General features: G+C 45.6%; 15 protein-coding genes. 9 read left to right on the top strand and 6 right to left on the bottom strand.

The genetic code is table 11. The annotated features are described in order from the left end of the window. The first annotated feature begins 60 nt into the window (after positions 1–60). Complete coding sequence (locus tag NWE95_11080; protein MCW4004442.1) at positions 61–1,560, top strand: CoA-binding protein; 1,500 nt, start codon at positions 61–63, stop codon at positions 1,558–1,560. On the opposite strand, the gene NWE95_11075 is transcribed toward NWE95_11080, so the two are convergent. From NWE95_11075 to NWE95_11060, 4 genes are all read right to left on the bottom strand, one after another. Next, the gene (locus NWE95_11075) at positions 1,550–1,978 is read right to left on the bottom strand and encodes a CTP-dependent riboflavin kinase (GenBank protein ID MCW4004441.1); all 429 of its coding nucleotides are present in this window, start codon (positions 1,976–1,978) and stop codon (positions 1,550–1,552) included. The genes NWE95_11080 and NWE95_11075 overlap by 11 nt on opposite strands. Next, positions 1,954–2,325, bottom strand: a complete 372-nt coding sequence (locus NWE95_11070; GenBank protein ID MCW4004440.1) for a hypothetical protein — start codon at positions 2,323–2,325, stop codon at positions 1,954–1,956. Before NWE95_11070 ends, NWE95_11075 begins: the two co-directional genes overlap by 25 nt. A gap of 279 nt (positions 2,326–2,604) precedes the next feature. Next, positions 2,605–2,766, bottom strand: coding sequence for a 50S ribosomal protein L40e (locus tag NWE95_11065; protein ID MCW4004439.1), 162 nt, complete (start codon positions 2,764–2,766; stop codon positions 2,605–2,607). Positions 2,767–2,854: 88 nt separating this feature from the next. Beyond that, on the bottom strand, positions 2,855–3,331 hold the full coding sequence (locus NWE95_11060; protein ID MCW4004438.1) for an Lrp/AsnC family transcriptional regulator: 477 nt from the start codon (positions 3,329–3,331) through the stop codon (positions 2,855–2,857). A gap of 217 nt (positions 3,332–3,548) precedes the next feature. On the opposite strand from NWE95_11060, the gene albA reads away from it, so the two are divergent. The 4 genes from albA (at position 3,549) to NWE95_11040 (ending at position 6,430) form a co-directional block, all read left to right on the top strand. After that, entirely contained in the window at positions 3,549–3,833 is a 285-nt protein-coding gene (gene albA, locus NWE95_11055) for a DNA-binding protein Alba (protein MCW4004437.1), read from the top strand. A 114-nt stretch (positions 3,834–3,947) separates the two neighbouring features. Further along, positions 3,948–4,391 carry a hypothetical protein gene (locus NWE95_11050; GenBank protein MCW4004436.1) on the top strand — a complete coding sequence of 148 codons (444 nt, stop codon included), beginning with the start codon at positions 3,948–3,950 and terminating at the stop codon, positions 4,389–4,391. Positions 4,392–4,406: 15 nt separating this feature from the next. Beyond that, positions 4,407–5,726, top strand: a complete 1,320-nt coding sequence (gene aspS / locus NWE95_11045) for an aspartate--tRNA(Asn) ligase (GenBank protein MCW4004435.1) — start codon at positions 4,407–4,409, stop codon at positions 5,724–5,726. 269 nt (positions 5,727–5,995) lie between these two features. Further along, the gene (locus NWE95_11040; GenBank protein ID MCW4004434.1) at positions 5,996–6,430 is read left to right on the top strand and encodes a hypothetical protein; all 435 of its coding nucleotides are present in this window, start codon (positions 5,996–5,998) and stop codon (positions 6,428–6,430) included. A 7-nt stretch (positions 6,431–6,437) separates the two neighbouring features. On the opposite strand, the gene NWE95_11035 is transcribed toward NWE95_11040, so the two are convergent. Then, positions 6,438–7,853, bottom strand: coding sequence for a B12-binding domain-containing radical SAM protein (locus NWE95_11035; protein ID MCW4004433.1), 1,416 nt, complete (start codon positions 7,851–7,853; stop codon positions 6,438–6,440). 149 nt (positions 7,854–8,002) lie between these two features. On the opposite strand from NWE95_11035, the gene NWE95_11030 reads away from it, so the two are divergent. Then, entirely contained in the window at positions 8,003–8,866 is an 864-nt protein-coding gene (locus NWE95_11030; protein MCW4004432.1) for a class I SAM-dependent methyltransferase, read from the top strand. Positions 8,867–8,877: 11 nt separating this feature from the next. On the opposite strand, the gene NWE95_11025 is transcribed toward NWE95_11030, so the two are convergent. Next, positions 8,878–10,254 (bottom strand): B12-binding domain-containing radical SAM protein, encoded by a 1,377-nt coding sequence (locus NWE95_11025; protein ID MCW4004431.1) that lies wholly within the window; start codon positions 10,252–10,254, stop codon positions 8,878–8,880. Positions 10,255–10,481: 227 nt separating this feature from the next. Here NWE95_11025 and NWE95_11020 point away from each other — a divergent pair, with 227 nt between their 5' ends. The 3 genes from NWE95_11020 (at position 10,482) to NWE95_11010 (ending at position 14,090) form a co-directional block, all read left to right on the top strand. Next, positions 10,482–11,210, top strand: a complete 729-nt coding sequence (locus NWE95_11020) for a hypothetical protein (GenBank protein ID MCW4004430.1) — start codon at positions 10,482–10,484, stop codon at positions 11,208–11,210. An 88-nt stretch (positions 11,211–11,298) separates the two neighbouring features. Then, positions 11,299–12,711: a B12-binding domain-containing radical SAM protein gene (locus NWE95_11015; protein ID MCW4004429.1), complete on the top strand. Its 1,413-nt coding sequence runs from the start codon at positions 11,299–11,301 to the stop codon at positions 12,709–12,711. Continuing rightward, positions 12,630–14,090 carry a B12-binding domain-containing radical SAM protein gene (locus NWE95_11010; protein ID MCW4004428.1) on the top strand — a complete coding sequence of 487 codons (1,461 nt, stop codon included), beginning with the start codon at positions 12,630–12,632 and terminating at the stop codon, positions 14,088–14,090. Before NWE95_11015 ends, NWE95_11010 begins: the two co-directional genes overlap by 82 nt. Positions 14,091–14,097: the final 7 nt, after the last annotated feature.

The raw sequence follows: 14,097 nt of genomic DNA, 5'->3' as shown, positions 1-14,097 counted from the left end.
ATAGAGGGCAACACATAAAAATGCCTTGGGCATCCAAGCAAATAGCTAGTAGGGGTATGTATGGAAGAATCAATACACCAGTTAGACGCGTTTTTCAATCCGCGTTCAGTCGCCGTTATCGGCGCTACAAAAAAGGTTGATAAAGCAGGGCATGTTATTTTCAAGAACTTCTCCACAAACAAGGAACGCGGAGTTTTCAAAGGTGAGCTCTACCCTGTGAACCCCAACGAAGAGTCAATTCTAGGCTTCAAATGCTACAAGTCGCTTTCCCGTATCCCCTGCGAAGTAGAGTTGATTGTTATTATCGTGCCTGCCAAAGTTGTCCCCTCGGTTATGGCGGAGGCTGTCGCCAAGAAAGTTAAAGCCGCCATAATCATAAGCTCAGGCTTCCGAGAAGTCGGCAATGCCGAGTTGGAAGAGCAAGTGGTGGCTACTGCCAAGAAGGGCGGAATTCGAATTTTAGGACCCAACTGCTTAGGCGTCTACTACTCAAAAACAGGCATCGACACCTTGTTCCTGCCTGAGACGAAGGTGCTGACCACTGGTGATGATGTTGTTGCGACGCCAAGACCTATGCCTGGAAGCATTGCAATGGTCACACAGAGTGGAGCTTTTGGTGTAGCTGCACTGGACTACTTGACTGGTCGCCAGATGGGTGTTAGCAAATTCGTAAGTTTCGGCAACAAATGTGACGTTAGCGAATCAGATATCCTCAACTATTTGTTTTATGATGACGACACCAAGGTTACACTCATGTACATAGAGGACGTCAAAGACGGCAGAGAATTTCTCAACGTAGCCAAAAAAGTCACAGTTAAAAAACCAATTGTAGCCATCAAGTCGGGACGCAGTACTGCTGGCGCAAGAGCAGCGGCTTCGCACACTGGCGCTATCGCGGGGTCGGATAAGATTTATGATGCGGCATTTGAGCAGGGCGGAGTCATCAGGGCACGCGACATGGAAGAATTCTTTGATATGGGTAAAGCATTAGCTATGCAGCCGCCTGCTTTAGGCAGAAACATCGGCATTCTCACAGATGCTGGTGGACCAGGCGTTATGACAGTTGACGAATGCGAAACATTAGGGTTGACGGTTGAGCGCTTCTCTGAGTCGACACTGCAAAAATTCCAAGAACTCAAAGACAAAGGGGTTATACTAAAGATTGCTACAACTTCTAACCCTGTGGATTTGACAGGTTCAGTGACGGATGAAATGTTTGAAATCGCCGCTGAGCTGATGTTCGAAGACCCTAAAGTTGACGGCATCATTTTACTTGGTTTACATCACATGCCAGGTCTCAGAGAAAAATACATCGACGGTATTGTGGAAGTCGCTGCCAAATACAGCAAACCAATAGTCATGTGTGACATCGGCGAGACAGAAATGGCGCTCTACACACGCTCGCGATTTGACAGGTTGTGTGTGCCGTCCTTTGGGTCACCTGAGGACGCGGCGCGAGCTATGAAATCGCTGGTAACCTATGGCGAGTACCTAAAACGGGCAGGCTGTTCAGAGGAGTACATCGCAGAATACAAGAAGTCCTGTACGCCTAAACGCTGACGGTAACAACTACTTGACTGCCATCTGTTAACTTAAGGTGTTCGCGTAGGTAAACAGGAGCAATAACCTCCAAAACACTGCTGGGGTATTTTGGAACTTTCGGAACAATGATTGCACCCTGCACAGAATCGATTTGCGCCCTAAACATTACGCCTCTACAGTAACCTGCCTGCGGCTCAACCACAAACCCCTTAGCATCCTCGAGCCGTTTTTTGTTTTCGACGCTTTCTTTGGTTAAACGCAGGTTTAGCGTTCCAGAATACGGTGTGAAACCGAGTTTTTCCTCTATCTGCTGCTTCACCCAAGGCAAATCAATAAACTTCTTTCCTTGACCTGTTCCCGAGAAAACGGTGCCAAAAAAAACTACCTGCGGCAAGAACTGACCCTCGGCGCTTAGGGTTTCTGTTCTTTTAGCCACTGCGCCACGGTTTTTAAGATTGTGTCAGATGAAATGTCCACGACAGGTACAATCATTTTCTCTTTAGTTTCGATCACTTGAGTGTACTTTGGCATCAGCGCGTAGCCTACAAAAGTCCAGTAAACTTTGCCGTGCTCCAAAAGCTCCTTAGCAACGATGGTTGTTGAAGCGGTAAGTGGAAAGTACAGGAAAACCACGCCGTCCACCCAGTACAAACCTGCCAACTTGCCGCCCGCGATGACAGAAGTGAATCGGGCTATTTCCTCTACTGAGTTGAAACGGGTTTTCTCCATAACCACAATTTCTTTAAAAGGCTGATAACTAACAGCTATCTCAGCTTTGGTCAAACTCTTCTTCTCCACTTGTCTGGTTAGCTAATGTGTCAGCGTTCCCTTTTAATTTTGCCATAACCCTAACAGACAGCCGTTAGCATTTTTCTCAAGGCTTTAGCGAACCAGTAAAGCACCATGTACGTAGTAAAAAAAGTTTCCCGCTTTAAATAGGGGGAGGGGGGTCTGTGGCAGAGCAACAATCTTCCGCAAAACAGCACTAATTGGGCATTAAAAATTGGCAGATAAAAACTTCATTTTCGTTAGAGAAAACAAAGTAAAATAAAAGTGAACTGGTTATTTTACTATTTCTCGTTTCTTCCAGCGCAGGTTTTTGCCCTTGCACTTTCTGCATTTTAACGCTGTTTCAGCGTTGCGTGCCCCGCAGTCTCGGCAGATTTTCATGTAAAGCCTGTGTTTTTGAGCTATGGATTTCTTTACTGGGTCTAATATCGGCATTTTATTGTTAACCTTCCATTTTGGCTAAGTCTTTGATGGCTAAGTATCAAATATACCTTTTGTCTAACATCGCCTAAACTTAGTGTGTCTACTTGATTGTGTCAATGGTCACATAAGAACGCGTGTCCTCAATGCCATCGATGCTGTAGAGTTTCTTTAAGAACTCATCTAGGTTTTCTCGCTCAACAATAATTAGCGCATCAACTTCTCCTGCAATACGGAAAGCTCTGGAAACCCCGAGTTCATGGATTTGCTGGTAAACGTGAATCCGCTTCATCGGCGAAACTTTAAGCAAAACAAACGCAGGGGTGGTTGACACACCTAGGGCACTTAACCCTTTCTCAGTTACGTCGATAAAGCCTCTGCCAGTGCGGATGTAACCGCGATTTTTGAGTTTGCGCAGATGCACGTTTAACGCTTGCCTACTTACTCCAAGTTGATTTGATAATTCATCCTGTTTTACTCTCAAAGTGTAAGTGTTTGTGGCTTTTCCCTTTTCATAAAGGGTTTTTAACAGCTGGATTGAACGTTTAGTTAATGGTTCCAAACTGGTCACTTTTGCCATGTTTTGTTAACTTAAACCTTTACAATAGTGAAGTTGCTTAAGAATCTAATGCCTGAAAAATAAACAAACTCCTATGTAACAAAAACTAATTTAGCTAAAAAGAAACTAAAACCAGTCTTCATTGAAAAGTAAGAACCTCAAGCATCCACCACAATGTATTTATTTCGAAAAAAAGCTTTACACAAACCACTCAAAGTAAACTAGGAGTGTAGCGAACGTGACAGAAACCAACGCAGTCTTAATCGGAAAAAAACCAACAATGAACTATGTCCTCGCTTGCATCACCTTCTTCCACAGCGGCGCAAAAGAAGTCAGCGTTAAAGCCCGCGGGAGATCCATCTGCCGAGCAATCGATGTCGTTGAAGTAGTCAGGCACAAATTCCTCCCGGACGTAAAAATCAAAAACATCGGCATTGGAACAGACCAATTCCTACCACAAGACCATGAAGAAGGCAACCAAGGAACAAACGTCAGCACCATAGAAATAACGCTCACCAGATAAAAATTCACGAAAGCTAAACTCCTTCTTTGCAGGAAAAACCGACGGCAAATGAAAACAGAACTCTGCAGCTTCTGCTTAAAAAGCGGCATTCTATGCCAAAAGTGCTCAGCAAAAGTGAAAGCTGGCGAAATAAGTAACTTAGACCTGAAAATCGCCCGCCTACTGCTGAGTCTAGAAGAAAAGTATCCTTCCCTACAGAACGTCTGCTTCTACAAAGCCGTCGAAGTAGAAAAAACCTTAGCCATCCTCGTGGGGCACGGCGATGTTCCAAGAATTCTAGGTTATGGCGGCAAAATCGTCAAAGCCATCGGCGATGAAACAGGCAAAAACGTTCGCGTTCTCGAGTATGGAGTTGACGACCGCAAATTCCTTGAAGATTTATTCATACCCTTCAGCATCTTAACAATAAACACCATCTGGCTTCCAGACGGGACCACAGAAACCCGCGTAATTCTCAAGCGCAAACGCGGAGCGCAACTGCCTTTTGACGTTAAGGCTTTAAAGGAAATAGCTAGTAAAATACGTAAAATGTCCTTACGTGTTGAAATCGCGGACTAGGATTGGCGAAGTGGCATGAATTTGGACTCTATTGATGATTTGATTAGAACACATTATACTAGCAACATAACGCCAGAAACGGACGGTCAAGAAGTAACAGTTTTCGGTTGGGTTCAAGACATACGTGACCTCGGCGGAATCCGCTTCATAATTATGCAAGACCGCGAAGGCACCATCCAGTTGACCATTCCCAAAAAAAGAATCCCGCCCGAAGTTTTAGCCAAATCTGACATCCTACAGAAACGGTTTGCAATCGGCGTGAAGGGCACGGTTAAAAAAACCAACATGACGCCCAGAGGTATAGAAGTCATTCCTAACGCCATAAAAATATTCAACACAGCAACCGAACAATTACCCATCGACATCACAGGCAAAACACCTGCAAACATAGAAGCACGCTTAGACGCAAGACCCCTCGACCTCACCCAAGAAAAAACCTTAGCCACCTTCAAAATCCAACACACCGCCCTAGAAGCAATTCGCGGTTTCCTCTTTGAGAAAGGTTTTCTGGAGGTTCATACACCAAGAATTATTGCTTCGGCAACTGAAGGAGGCGCCGAACTCTTCAGCGTTGACTATTTCGGTCAGAAAGCTTACCTCGCGCAGAGCCCACAACTCTACAAGGAAGAGTTAACGCTGAGTTTTGAGAAAGTTTTTGAGGTCGGACCATTTTTCCGCGCTGAAGAATCACACACGCGCAGGCATCTCAGCGAATTCGTCTCCGTTGACATTGAGCAAGCGTTTGCTGATGCTAAAGATGTCATGGCGCTCCTTGAGCAAGTTATCCAATACGCCTGCGCTACTGTTAAGGAGAAATGTGCCACAGAGTTGTCTGCGCTTGGCTACAAGTTTGAAGTGCCCACATTACCGTTTAAGCGCTTAACCTACGACCAAGTCCTAGAAGACCTCAAAGCGCAAGGTGTCACGATTCCGTGGGGCGAAGATATCCCAACAGAAGCATTCCGTGTACTGGGTAAACTCTACCCCTACTTCTACTTTATAACGGATTGGCCCACGCATGCCAAAGCTTTCTACATTAAACCCAAAGACGACAAACCTGAAATCTGCGAAGGCTTCGACTTAATGTGGCGCTACATCGAACTCGTCTCAGGCGGAACACGCATAGCCCAAAAAGACCAACTCATCGCGCGACTCAAAGAGAAAGGACTAAACCCAGAATCCTTCAAATGCCACCTGCAAGCCTACGACTACGGCATGCCACCCCACGCAGGCTGGGCAATAGGGCTCGAACGCCTAACCATGATATTAACAGGCAACAAAAACATACGCGAAGTAACACTCTACCCACGAGACAGAGTCAGACTAACACCATAAACAGTTTGCTTTGCCACAGACCCCTATCCCCTATTTAAAGCGCTGGTTTCGAAATGCTTTGCTATTTTTTCGTAATAGCGCTTGCCCCTTAAGATTCTGCATAAATCACTATACTCAAATTTGATTCGTGTGCCTTTGGGTGTAGTGAGTTTGGGACAATTTTAGCGGTAATGTGGCTGTGCAAGGCTTAAGAGAGCATTCAGTTTAGTGGTGGTTTGGGGCTTTATTTTTTAAGGATAAACAGCGATTAGTGGTTTATGGTGTTTACCTTGGAGCTTGAGGAAGAACTCAACACAACATTGTTTGATACCTACGTTTATTTGGTTAAGGCTGGCAAGCCAGTTGGTCCAAGAGATTTAATGCGTGGCGCTAACCTGAGCAGCCCAAGCGTGGCGTACCGAAACCTGCAAAAGCTCATGGATTTAGAGTTAGTTACTAAAGACGAGTACGGCAATTACGTTGTAAAGAAAAAAGCAGCTATGCGAGGGTATGTTTGGGTTGGGAAAAGTCTTGTTCCAAGCTTTGCAATCTTCGGTTTTGTATTCGTAGGTGTTTTGATTGCTGAAATTTTGGTTTTAATTCCGCATTTGTTTTATGGGTCTGGGATTCAAGAGGCTTTTTGGCTTTTGACAATAGTGACGGTTGTTTCAGCCGCGATTTTTCTTTTTGAAGCCTTACGCTTTAGACGAAGAAAAAAGCGGTAAGCAGTTTTTAGTTTCTTCGAAGTTTTAGCTTGATGTCTGCTATTAGGTTCATCGCCACAATCAATGCTGTAGACAGCTTAAACCGTCTTTTCTTATCAAAGAAGTACGCTCTACGCAAATAGTAATGGTGAAAAGCGCCTTCGCGGAGTTTTCCAAGTTCTTTCATGCTAAGCCACGGTGTCTCAAAGGTAGGTCTTGTAGTATCGTACAAGTCAAAGTCTGTGACTCTCAACCAGCCTTTCTCTTTAACCATGTCGTACATCGGCGTGCCAGGGAAAGGTGTAGCGACATTGTAGAAGCCTACCGCGTCAGGCGATATCTTTTCAACAAACTTTATGGTCTTCCAAGCGCTCTCTTTGGTTTCTCCTGGAAAGCCGAGAATAACGTTTGGAACTGGCTGGAGCCCTAATTCTCGTACCCAACCTAGAACTTTAATGGTTAATTCTGGGGTGATTCCTTTCTTCATGGCATCTAACATTTGTTGTGTACCTGACTCCACGCCAAACCAGACTGAGATGCAACCTGCTTCTTTCATTTTGATAAGCAGTTCTTTAGTTAGCATGTCAACGCGTGTTCCACAGTTCCACTTTATCTTTAAGCCGCGTTTTAGGATATCATTACATAATTCCTCGACTCTGGGCTGGTCCACGGTAAAAGCGTCATCACAAAACGTGAAATTGCTCATGCCATACGTCTTGTGGAGAAACTCTATCTCGTCAACTACGTTTTTTGGGCTTCGCATGCGGTACTTGCGACCGTGCATCCTAACAGTAGCGCAGAATTCACACCAGTACACGCACCCCCTGCTAGTCGCCAAATACAACACATCCTCGTGTTCACGGAACTTCTCCATTGGCCACAGGTGGCGCGCTGGAAACGGCAAGCTATCTAAATCTTCAATGTATGGGCGGTCTGGTGTTCTGTGGATTTTGCCGTCTTTTCTGCAGGTGATGCCCAAAACGTCATAGTAGCTCTCGCCCGCTTCTATCTTCTGCACCAGTTCCAGCATAGTTTCTTCCCCCTCTTTCCTAACTACAATGTCAAGTTCGGGGCACTCTTCCAGAGCATGGTCGTCCCAGAAGGTAACGTGGGGTCCACCTGCGATTGTAATACAGTTGGGGCAAGCTTCTTTGGCGATTTTCACCAATTTCAAGCCTGATTTATACGTTAACGTGGAGGAAGTCATGCCGACAATGTTGGGTTGCCGCTTGGCAATCTCAGCTCTGAAGTCTTCAAAAGAGAGATTAAGCATTTGGCAATCGATTACGTCAACTTTGTAGTTGTTTTTTTCTAAAACTGCACCTAAGTACCCTAAGCCTAACAGTGCAAAGGGCCAATGCATAGCAGCAGCAGGCGGCGCGGCTGGGTTCACTAATGTTATATGAGGCTTCATTTTTGCTTCACGCGGGTGTTTATCTCTCAAAGGCGGCGCTTTGTGCTTAAACTTTTCGCATTTTTAGAGCAAATTCAAAGACAAGACAGCTGTGATGATTTTCTTATGACACTGTAGGTTAAGAATGCCTCTTGGATTTTGCGATGCGTATTCTTGAATTTTTGAAAATAATATATTAATTGGAAACTAATTACTCAACAAACCTAACCGTGAAGAAGGCACAAACAGTATTGCCTAAAGACCAAACGCTAAAAGAGAAAATCCATCAAGCCAACATTGAGGTTCACCGTAGCGAAGCTGAGTACTACGAGCTGATTCATCCTGAAGTGTACAGTAAACGCGAACAAAAAAGAGTAAAGACGCTTCTTGAGCAGATAGACAAGCAGATTGTTGATAACCAAAAAAACGCACTTGACGTTGGCGCAGGCACAGGCAACTTAACAGGTAAACTGCTACAGATGGGCTACAAAGTCACAGCCATAGACATCTCAGCCGAAATGTGTGCCATCCTCAAGAAAAAGTACCTCGCCTACCTCAACGACAAACTCACAGTGATTAACTCGCCAATCGAAGACCTAAACTTCACAAAAGGTGCGTTTGATTTGATAGTGGGTTATTCGGTGCTTCATCACTTGCCCGATTACCTTGCCGCGCTTCGAACACTTTGCGGTTTACTAAAGAAAGGCGGAGTAATTTACATTGACCATGAGGCTTCGCCTTTTTACTGGAAGAACGAGCCCAGTAGCCTAGCTGAACTCGTAAAGAGCCTCTACTTCCACTCGAACCCCTTAATCAACAGTTTTTACTTCCAAATCACAGGCTTAAGGGTGCCCTCAATCGATTACACGCTGTCTGATTATTGGCACAAAAAAGAGCACGCCATAAACCACAATGCAATAGCTCAAACGTTCAAACAAGCAGGTTTCGAACGGTTTGAGAGGGCAGATTACCACCTAAACGGTGCAATGTTCCCAAACGCGTTATTCTACTTGTATCGGTTGCTATGTAGACCTGAAATGAGTTATTGGATAGCAAAAAAATAGTGCTAAAACTGTTAAGCGATTCCAACACGTTTTGGCGCTTTAGGATTGAGCCTTCTTTTTGCAAAGTTGATAACGCCTTCACGCCTCACTCGCTTGATTATTTGCTTTGGCGACATGTTAAATTCCCTAAAATACCTTCGCTGGATTTCCAGAAGCGAGTTGTAATCGAACTCTTCAGTTTTCACACTCAGCAAGAAATCGTCAAGTTTATCGTATTTTCCTGATTCAAGCACTTCTTGGTAGAGCCTGCTGTCTGGGTTAGCGATGAAAACGTTAAACAAACACCAGTCAGGATTCAACTTCTTAGCGAACCTAAGCGACATCTCCATGTCTTTGAGCGTCTCATCAGGCATGCCAAGCATAAACGAGCAGGCGGTTTGTATTCTGTTTTTGCGGCAAAGCTCAAAAGCGGTTTCTATCTGCTTCAGCGTTGTGTTTCTGCCAATCCGTTGCAGCATTCTTTCTGAGCCTGATTCAACGCCAAACCAGATTGTCTTGCATCCTGCTCTGCTCATCTTTTCTAGGAGTTCTTGGTTGACGAGGTCAACGCGTGTGTCGCAAACCCACTCTAAATCCAATTTGTTTTTGACCATTAATTCGCATAATTCCAGGGTTTCTTTTTTTCTGAGCGTAAAGTTGTCGTTGATAAAATAGATGCCTTTCGTGCCGTATTTACTCATTAAATCCTGCATTTCACCGATAACCCTTTGCGGGCTGAAGCCTCGGCAGATGTTGCCCCAAAGTTTTCTTGTTTCACAGAAGCCACAGTTGTAGACGCACCCGCGTGAGATGCTCATGACATCCGCGGGCTTCACGTTTAGGTATTCTATGGTTCTGTCGTAGAGTTCAAGCGGCAACAAGTGCCTTGCTGGGTAAGGAAGTTCATCCATGTTTTCGATGAATTTAGGCGGGTTTTTGATGTTTTTTCCATGCCGCCTCAATGCAACGCCAGCGATTGTCATGGCGGCGGGTTCGTTGCCGTTAGTGATGCAGGTGGCAAGTTGTGTGATGGCTCTCTCGCCTTCCCCCATAACAACATAATCGATTTCTGGGTTCGCCAGCAAACTGTCAGGTTCATAGGAAGCATGCCATCCGCCCACGACGATTCTGCAGTTAGGCAAGACTTCTTTTATGGCTCTGGCGGTTTCTATGCAGCGTGCGTAAGTTGCTGAGCCACATGTGATACCTACAATTTGCGGATTAAGCTTCGCGACCAACTGCTTAACTTCAGCGATTGATTTTTTCATGAGGTAGTTATCGAGCATCTGCACTTCAAAGCCAGCTTTCTCAAGCGACGCGGCAATGTACATTAAACCTATCGGAGGCAAGCGTTTTCCAAGGTACCATGCGCCGCTTTCAGGGGGCGCTGTGGTCATTAAAAGAATCAAATTTGCTTCTCCTCGTTGCCGCATGTTTGGTTTAGCTGGCTGTGTGTCACGGTGGCTCTCTCTTTGAATGTTTGCTTAGTTTTGATTATTTGGCAGTTTATAGCTTTAACTCAAAATGTCATGGTTAACATTTTGTTGCTATTTTTGCTGATTTGACTGATTACTGCTGGTTAATGCAAAACTTTATAGCGGTTCCACCCGCCTTTTTCCAGCAGAAGGCGTTCAAAATGAAATTAGTTGTCCACTGGAGCGGAGGAAAAGAATGTTGTTTAGCTTACCACAAAGTCCTCAAGCAGGGACATGAGGTTGCTTACCTTCTCACCTACGAGTACATGAGAGATTACGTCTTTCACAGCTTCAAACTGATGGAGCTCCAATCCAAAACTTTAGGCGTGCCCCTGAAACGGGTCAAAATTAAGAAGTCATACGAAGACATCCTCAAAACTCTTGTCAAATTGCACGATGAAGAAGGCGTCGAAGGCATGGTTACAGGCGACATCGTAGGCGCAGGATGCGCCATCGTCCACTCAAGCTATTACGAGAGCATGGCAAAACAAGCAGGCATGGCTTTCATGATGCCGCTAGAGAATCCTTCAGGCGACACCTATGACGTTCTCAAGGAAGTGGTTGACGCTGGCTTAAAACCCATGCTCAACTGCATCAACACGGACTTTTTTGGCGAAGAATGGTTAGGACGCACCATCGACAGCAACTCCATTAAAGAGCTAAAGCAGTTGGCAGATGAAAAAGGCATAGACGTGTCCAGCGAAGACGGACAAGGATACCACACGACGATTGTGGATGCGCCTTTCTTTAAAGACTCGCTAGTCGTTAGCAAATTCAAAAAGAAAACCAAGAAGGAGAAAGCGAAGAATTGGAAGAGAAACTGGCTCTACATGGACATAAAAGAAGCGTTCTTGAAGCCAAAAGAAACTCCAAAAGGGCTGGTAACTTGATGGAAACGCCGTTGTTGAGAACTCGATTAGTTTTGCATAAAGTAAATGAACCCCAAATATGTAAACTCCTATTGCCTAGGGAAGCGCAATGAAAACTCGCATAACTCTTGTCAATCCACCCTACCCAGTTGGTTCGCATCAGCATCCAGCGTTCATGCCACTGGGTCTTGGTTACTTGGGCGCGGTATTGCACAAGAACAATTTTCAAGTTAACGTGGTTGATTGCCAAGCATACAACCTTACCCACGAACAGGTCAGAGAAGAACTCATTAAATTTAAACCTGACATAGTCGGCATCACCTCCACCACACTCACTTACAAGTCAGCCCTCAAAATCGCAAAAAGTGCAAAAGAGGTTTTCCCAAACTGCATAACAGCAATCGGCGGGTCACATGTCACTTTCTGGGATGACAAGGCATTGCAGGAAGAGCCAGCCTTAGACGTTATCGTAAGAGGTGAAGGAGAACAAACAATGCTTGAACTCGCCCAGAGAGTGGAAAACCATCAAGCCTTCCACGACCTTGTAGGAACAACTTGCAGGGAAGACAACAAAATCAAGAGGAACCCTGACCGCCCCTTTTTGGAAGACCTCGACAGCTTGCCTTTCCCAGCACTGCATCTTTGGAAGCACAGTGATAATCTCCGCAAGTACGGTTCGATACCTTACCCTGTGATGACAAGCAGAGGCTGTGTGTTCTGGTGTAACTTCTGCACTGCTGTCCGAATGTTCGGCAGAAAATACCGCATGCGAAGCCCAAAAAACGTAGTTGACGAACTAGAGTATCTGCACAAGACCTATCATGCAACCCAATTCACATTTTACGACGACGCCTTCACAGTAGACCAAGCCAGAACCGAAGAAATCTGCGACGAGATACACCGCCGAGGTTTAAAGATTAAATGGGATTGTGAAACCCGCGTGGACATGGTCAGCAAAGAGCTACTTGTCAAGATGCGTAAGGCAGGTTGCGTCGGTGTTTGGTTCGGCGTTGAATCAGGCTCAAAGAAACAATTAGAAAGCATGGGCAAAGGCTTCTCGCTCGCGCAGACAAGGCGCGCGTTTAAGTGGGCAAAAGAAGCAGGCTTAATGACGGTTGCAGGAGTCATTTTGGGCTTTCCAGGCGAAACCAAGGAGAGCGCTTGGGAAACAATACGGTTCATCAAGGAACTCAACCCTAATGATGTCGGCTTCTACATAGCCACACCTTACCCAGGAACACCCATGTATGACGAAGTCAAAGCCAACGGCTCGCTGAAAATAACTGACTTTGATAAGTACGACACGGCAACCCCAACGTTTGAGATTCCAAACATGACCATGCAAGAACTCAGCCAAATACGAGAGCAAGCCTTCCAAAGCTTCTACCTCAGTCCAGCATACTTTGTCAGTGCTTTGGGCATGTTCAAGAAGGGCAAGATGTGGGGTCTTGGCGCATTTCGCCTAATACTGGCGCACTTCCGCAGAGCTGTGAGGGCAAAAGCAGACAGTATACTAAAATAAAGCTTGGAGAAAGCACTTTGATTCTTCTGATGACCACTGCTCCACCGTTAAAATCGCCTTGGGGCATGGCTGGAAAGCTTCCTCCACTGGGATTAGCCTATGTTGCTGCAGCCCTAGAAAAGAGCAGCTTTCAAACTGAAATCTATGACAATTACTTGCTGGAGCGACCAATCGAAGAAGTCAAGCTGGAAGTCAAAAAGCGCTCGCCAACAATTGTGGGCATAACCTGCAGTTCCCTCACGTACGAGCGATGCATCGAGACAGCCAAGGCGGTTAAGGAAGCCTGCCCAACCTGCAGAGTGGTGGTTGGCGGTCCTCACCCGTCATACATGCCTGACACCATGCTGGCGCATAAAGAAATAGACTACGTAGTCATCGGCGAAGGAGAGCAAGCAATGGTAAAGCTTGCCAATAGCATCCTGAAAGGCGAACCAGACAGCACAATTTCTAAGATTCCTGGCGTGGCACTTAGGCTAAACGGCAAGAACGTTAAGAGTCCACCAGAGTTCATCGCCGATTTGGATGCCGTGCCGTTTCCTGCGCGTCATTTGTTGCCGATGAAAATGTATGATCGCGCCTTGAGCTACTTGGATGTTAAACCTGTTGACACCATGAGTATACTGCGAGGGTGCCCCTACAAATGCGCCTACTGCGAAACCAGAGAGTTGTGGGGACCCACTTGCCGCGCTTTTTCACCGAAAAGAGTCATAGACGAAATAAAGCACATGATAGCGAATTACAGCACAAGAGGCATCTACTTTGTCGGCGACAACTTTACCATAAACAAAACACGAACAGCTGAGCTTTGCCGCCTAATTGTAGAAAATAAGTTAGACCTTAAGTGGACATGTGAAACCCGAGCAGACCTAATCTCAAAAGAATTGCTCTTTGACATGAAGTCTGCTGGTTGCCAAACCATCTTCTTTGGGCTCGAATCGGGCTCACCCAAGATTCAGCAGAAGCTAAACAAGGGCATCGATTTGCAAGAGGTAAAACGCACTTTTGAGTTGTGCAGGCAAGTTGGAATCCGAACAGCTACTTCATTTATGCTCGGAATCCCCGGAGAAACAGTTAACGACATGAAAGACACATTCAAGTTCGCGAAGAGCTTGAATTCCGACTGGTGCCAATTCAACATTTACATCGCTTGCCCCGGCAGCAAACTCTACGATGAAGTAGTAAACCAAGACTTGTATGACCAGATGGATAACTATTTGGCACGCGTCAAAACTGCCGACTTCGATTATGATATGCTTGTGAAAATCCAAAGAGACTTCCAGCGGAACTGCCAAAAGTCAGCGGCTAGGCTGATCCGCGTTATTCGGCAAGAAGGCTTTGCAAGCGCCCTCAAGAAAGGTACTAAACTGATTTTTCACTAGCCATTTT

The organism is Candidatus Bathyarchaeota archaeon (assembly GCA_026014725.1).
Classification (GTDB): domain Archaea; phylum Thermoproteota; class Bathyarchaeia; order Bathyarchaeales; family Bathycorpusculaceae; genus Bathycorpusculum.
This window is presented reverse-complemented; position numbering and strand designations above follow the sequence as displayed.

Coding starts and splice junctions, on each gene's coding strand:
- NWE95_11080 (MCW4004442.1), top strand. CDS start 61: ATGGAAGAATCAATACACCAGTTAGACGCGTTTTTCAATCCGCGTTCA.
- NWE95_11065 (MCW4004439.1), bottom strand. CDS start 2,766: ATGCCGATATTAGACCCAGTAAAGAAATCCATAGCTCAAAAACACAGG.
- NWE95_11060 (MCW4004438.1), bottom strand. CDS start 3,331: ATGGCAAAAGTGACCAGTTTGGAACCATTAACTAAACGTTCAATCCAG.
- aspS (MCW4004435.1), top strand. CDS start 4,407: ATGAATTTGGACTCTATTGATGATTTGATTAGAACACATTATACTAGC.
- NWE95_11020 (MCW4004430.1), top strand. CDS start 10,482: ATGAAATTAGTTGTCCACTGGAGCGGAGGAAAAGAATGTTGTTTAGCT.
- NWE95_11015 (MCW4004429.1), top strand. CDS start 11,299: ATGAAAACTCGCATAACTCTTGTCAATCCACCCTACCCAGTTGGTTCG.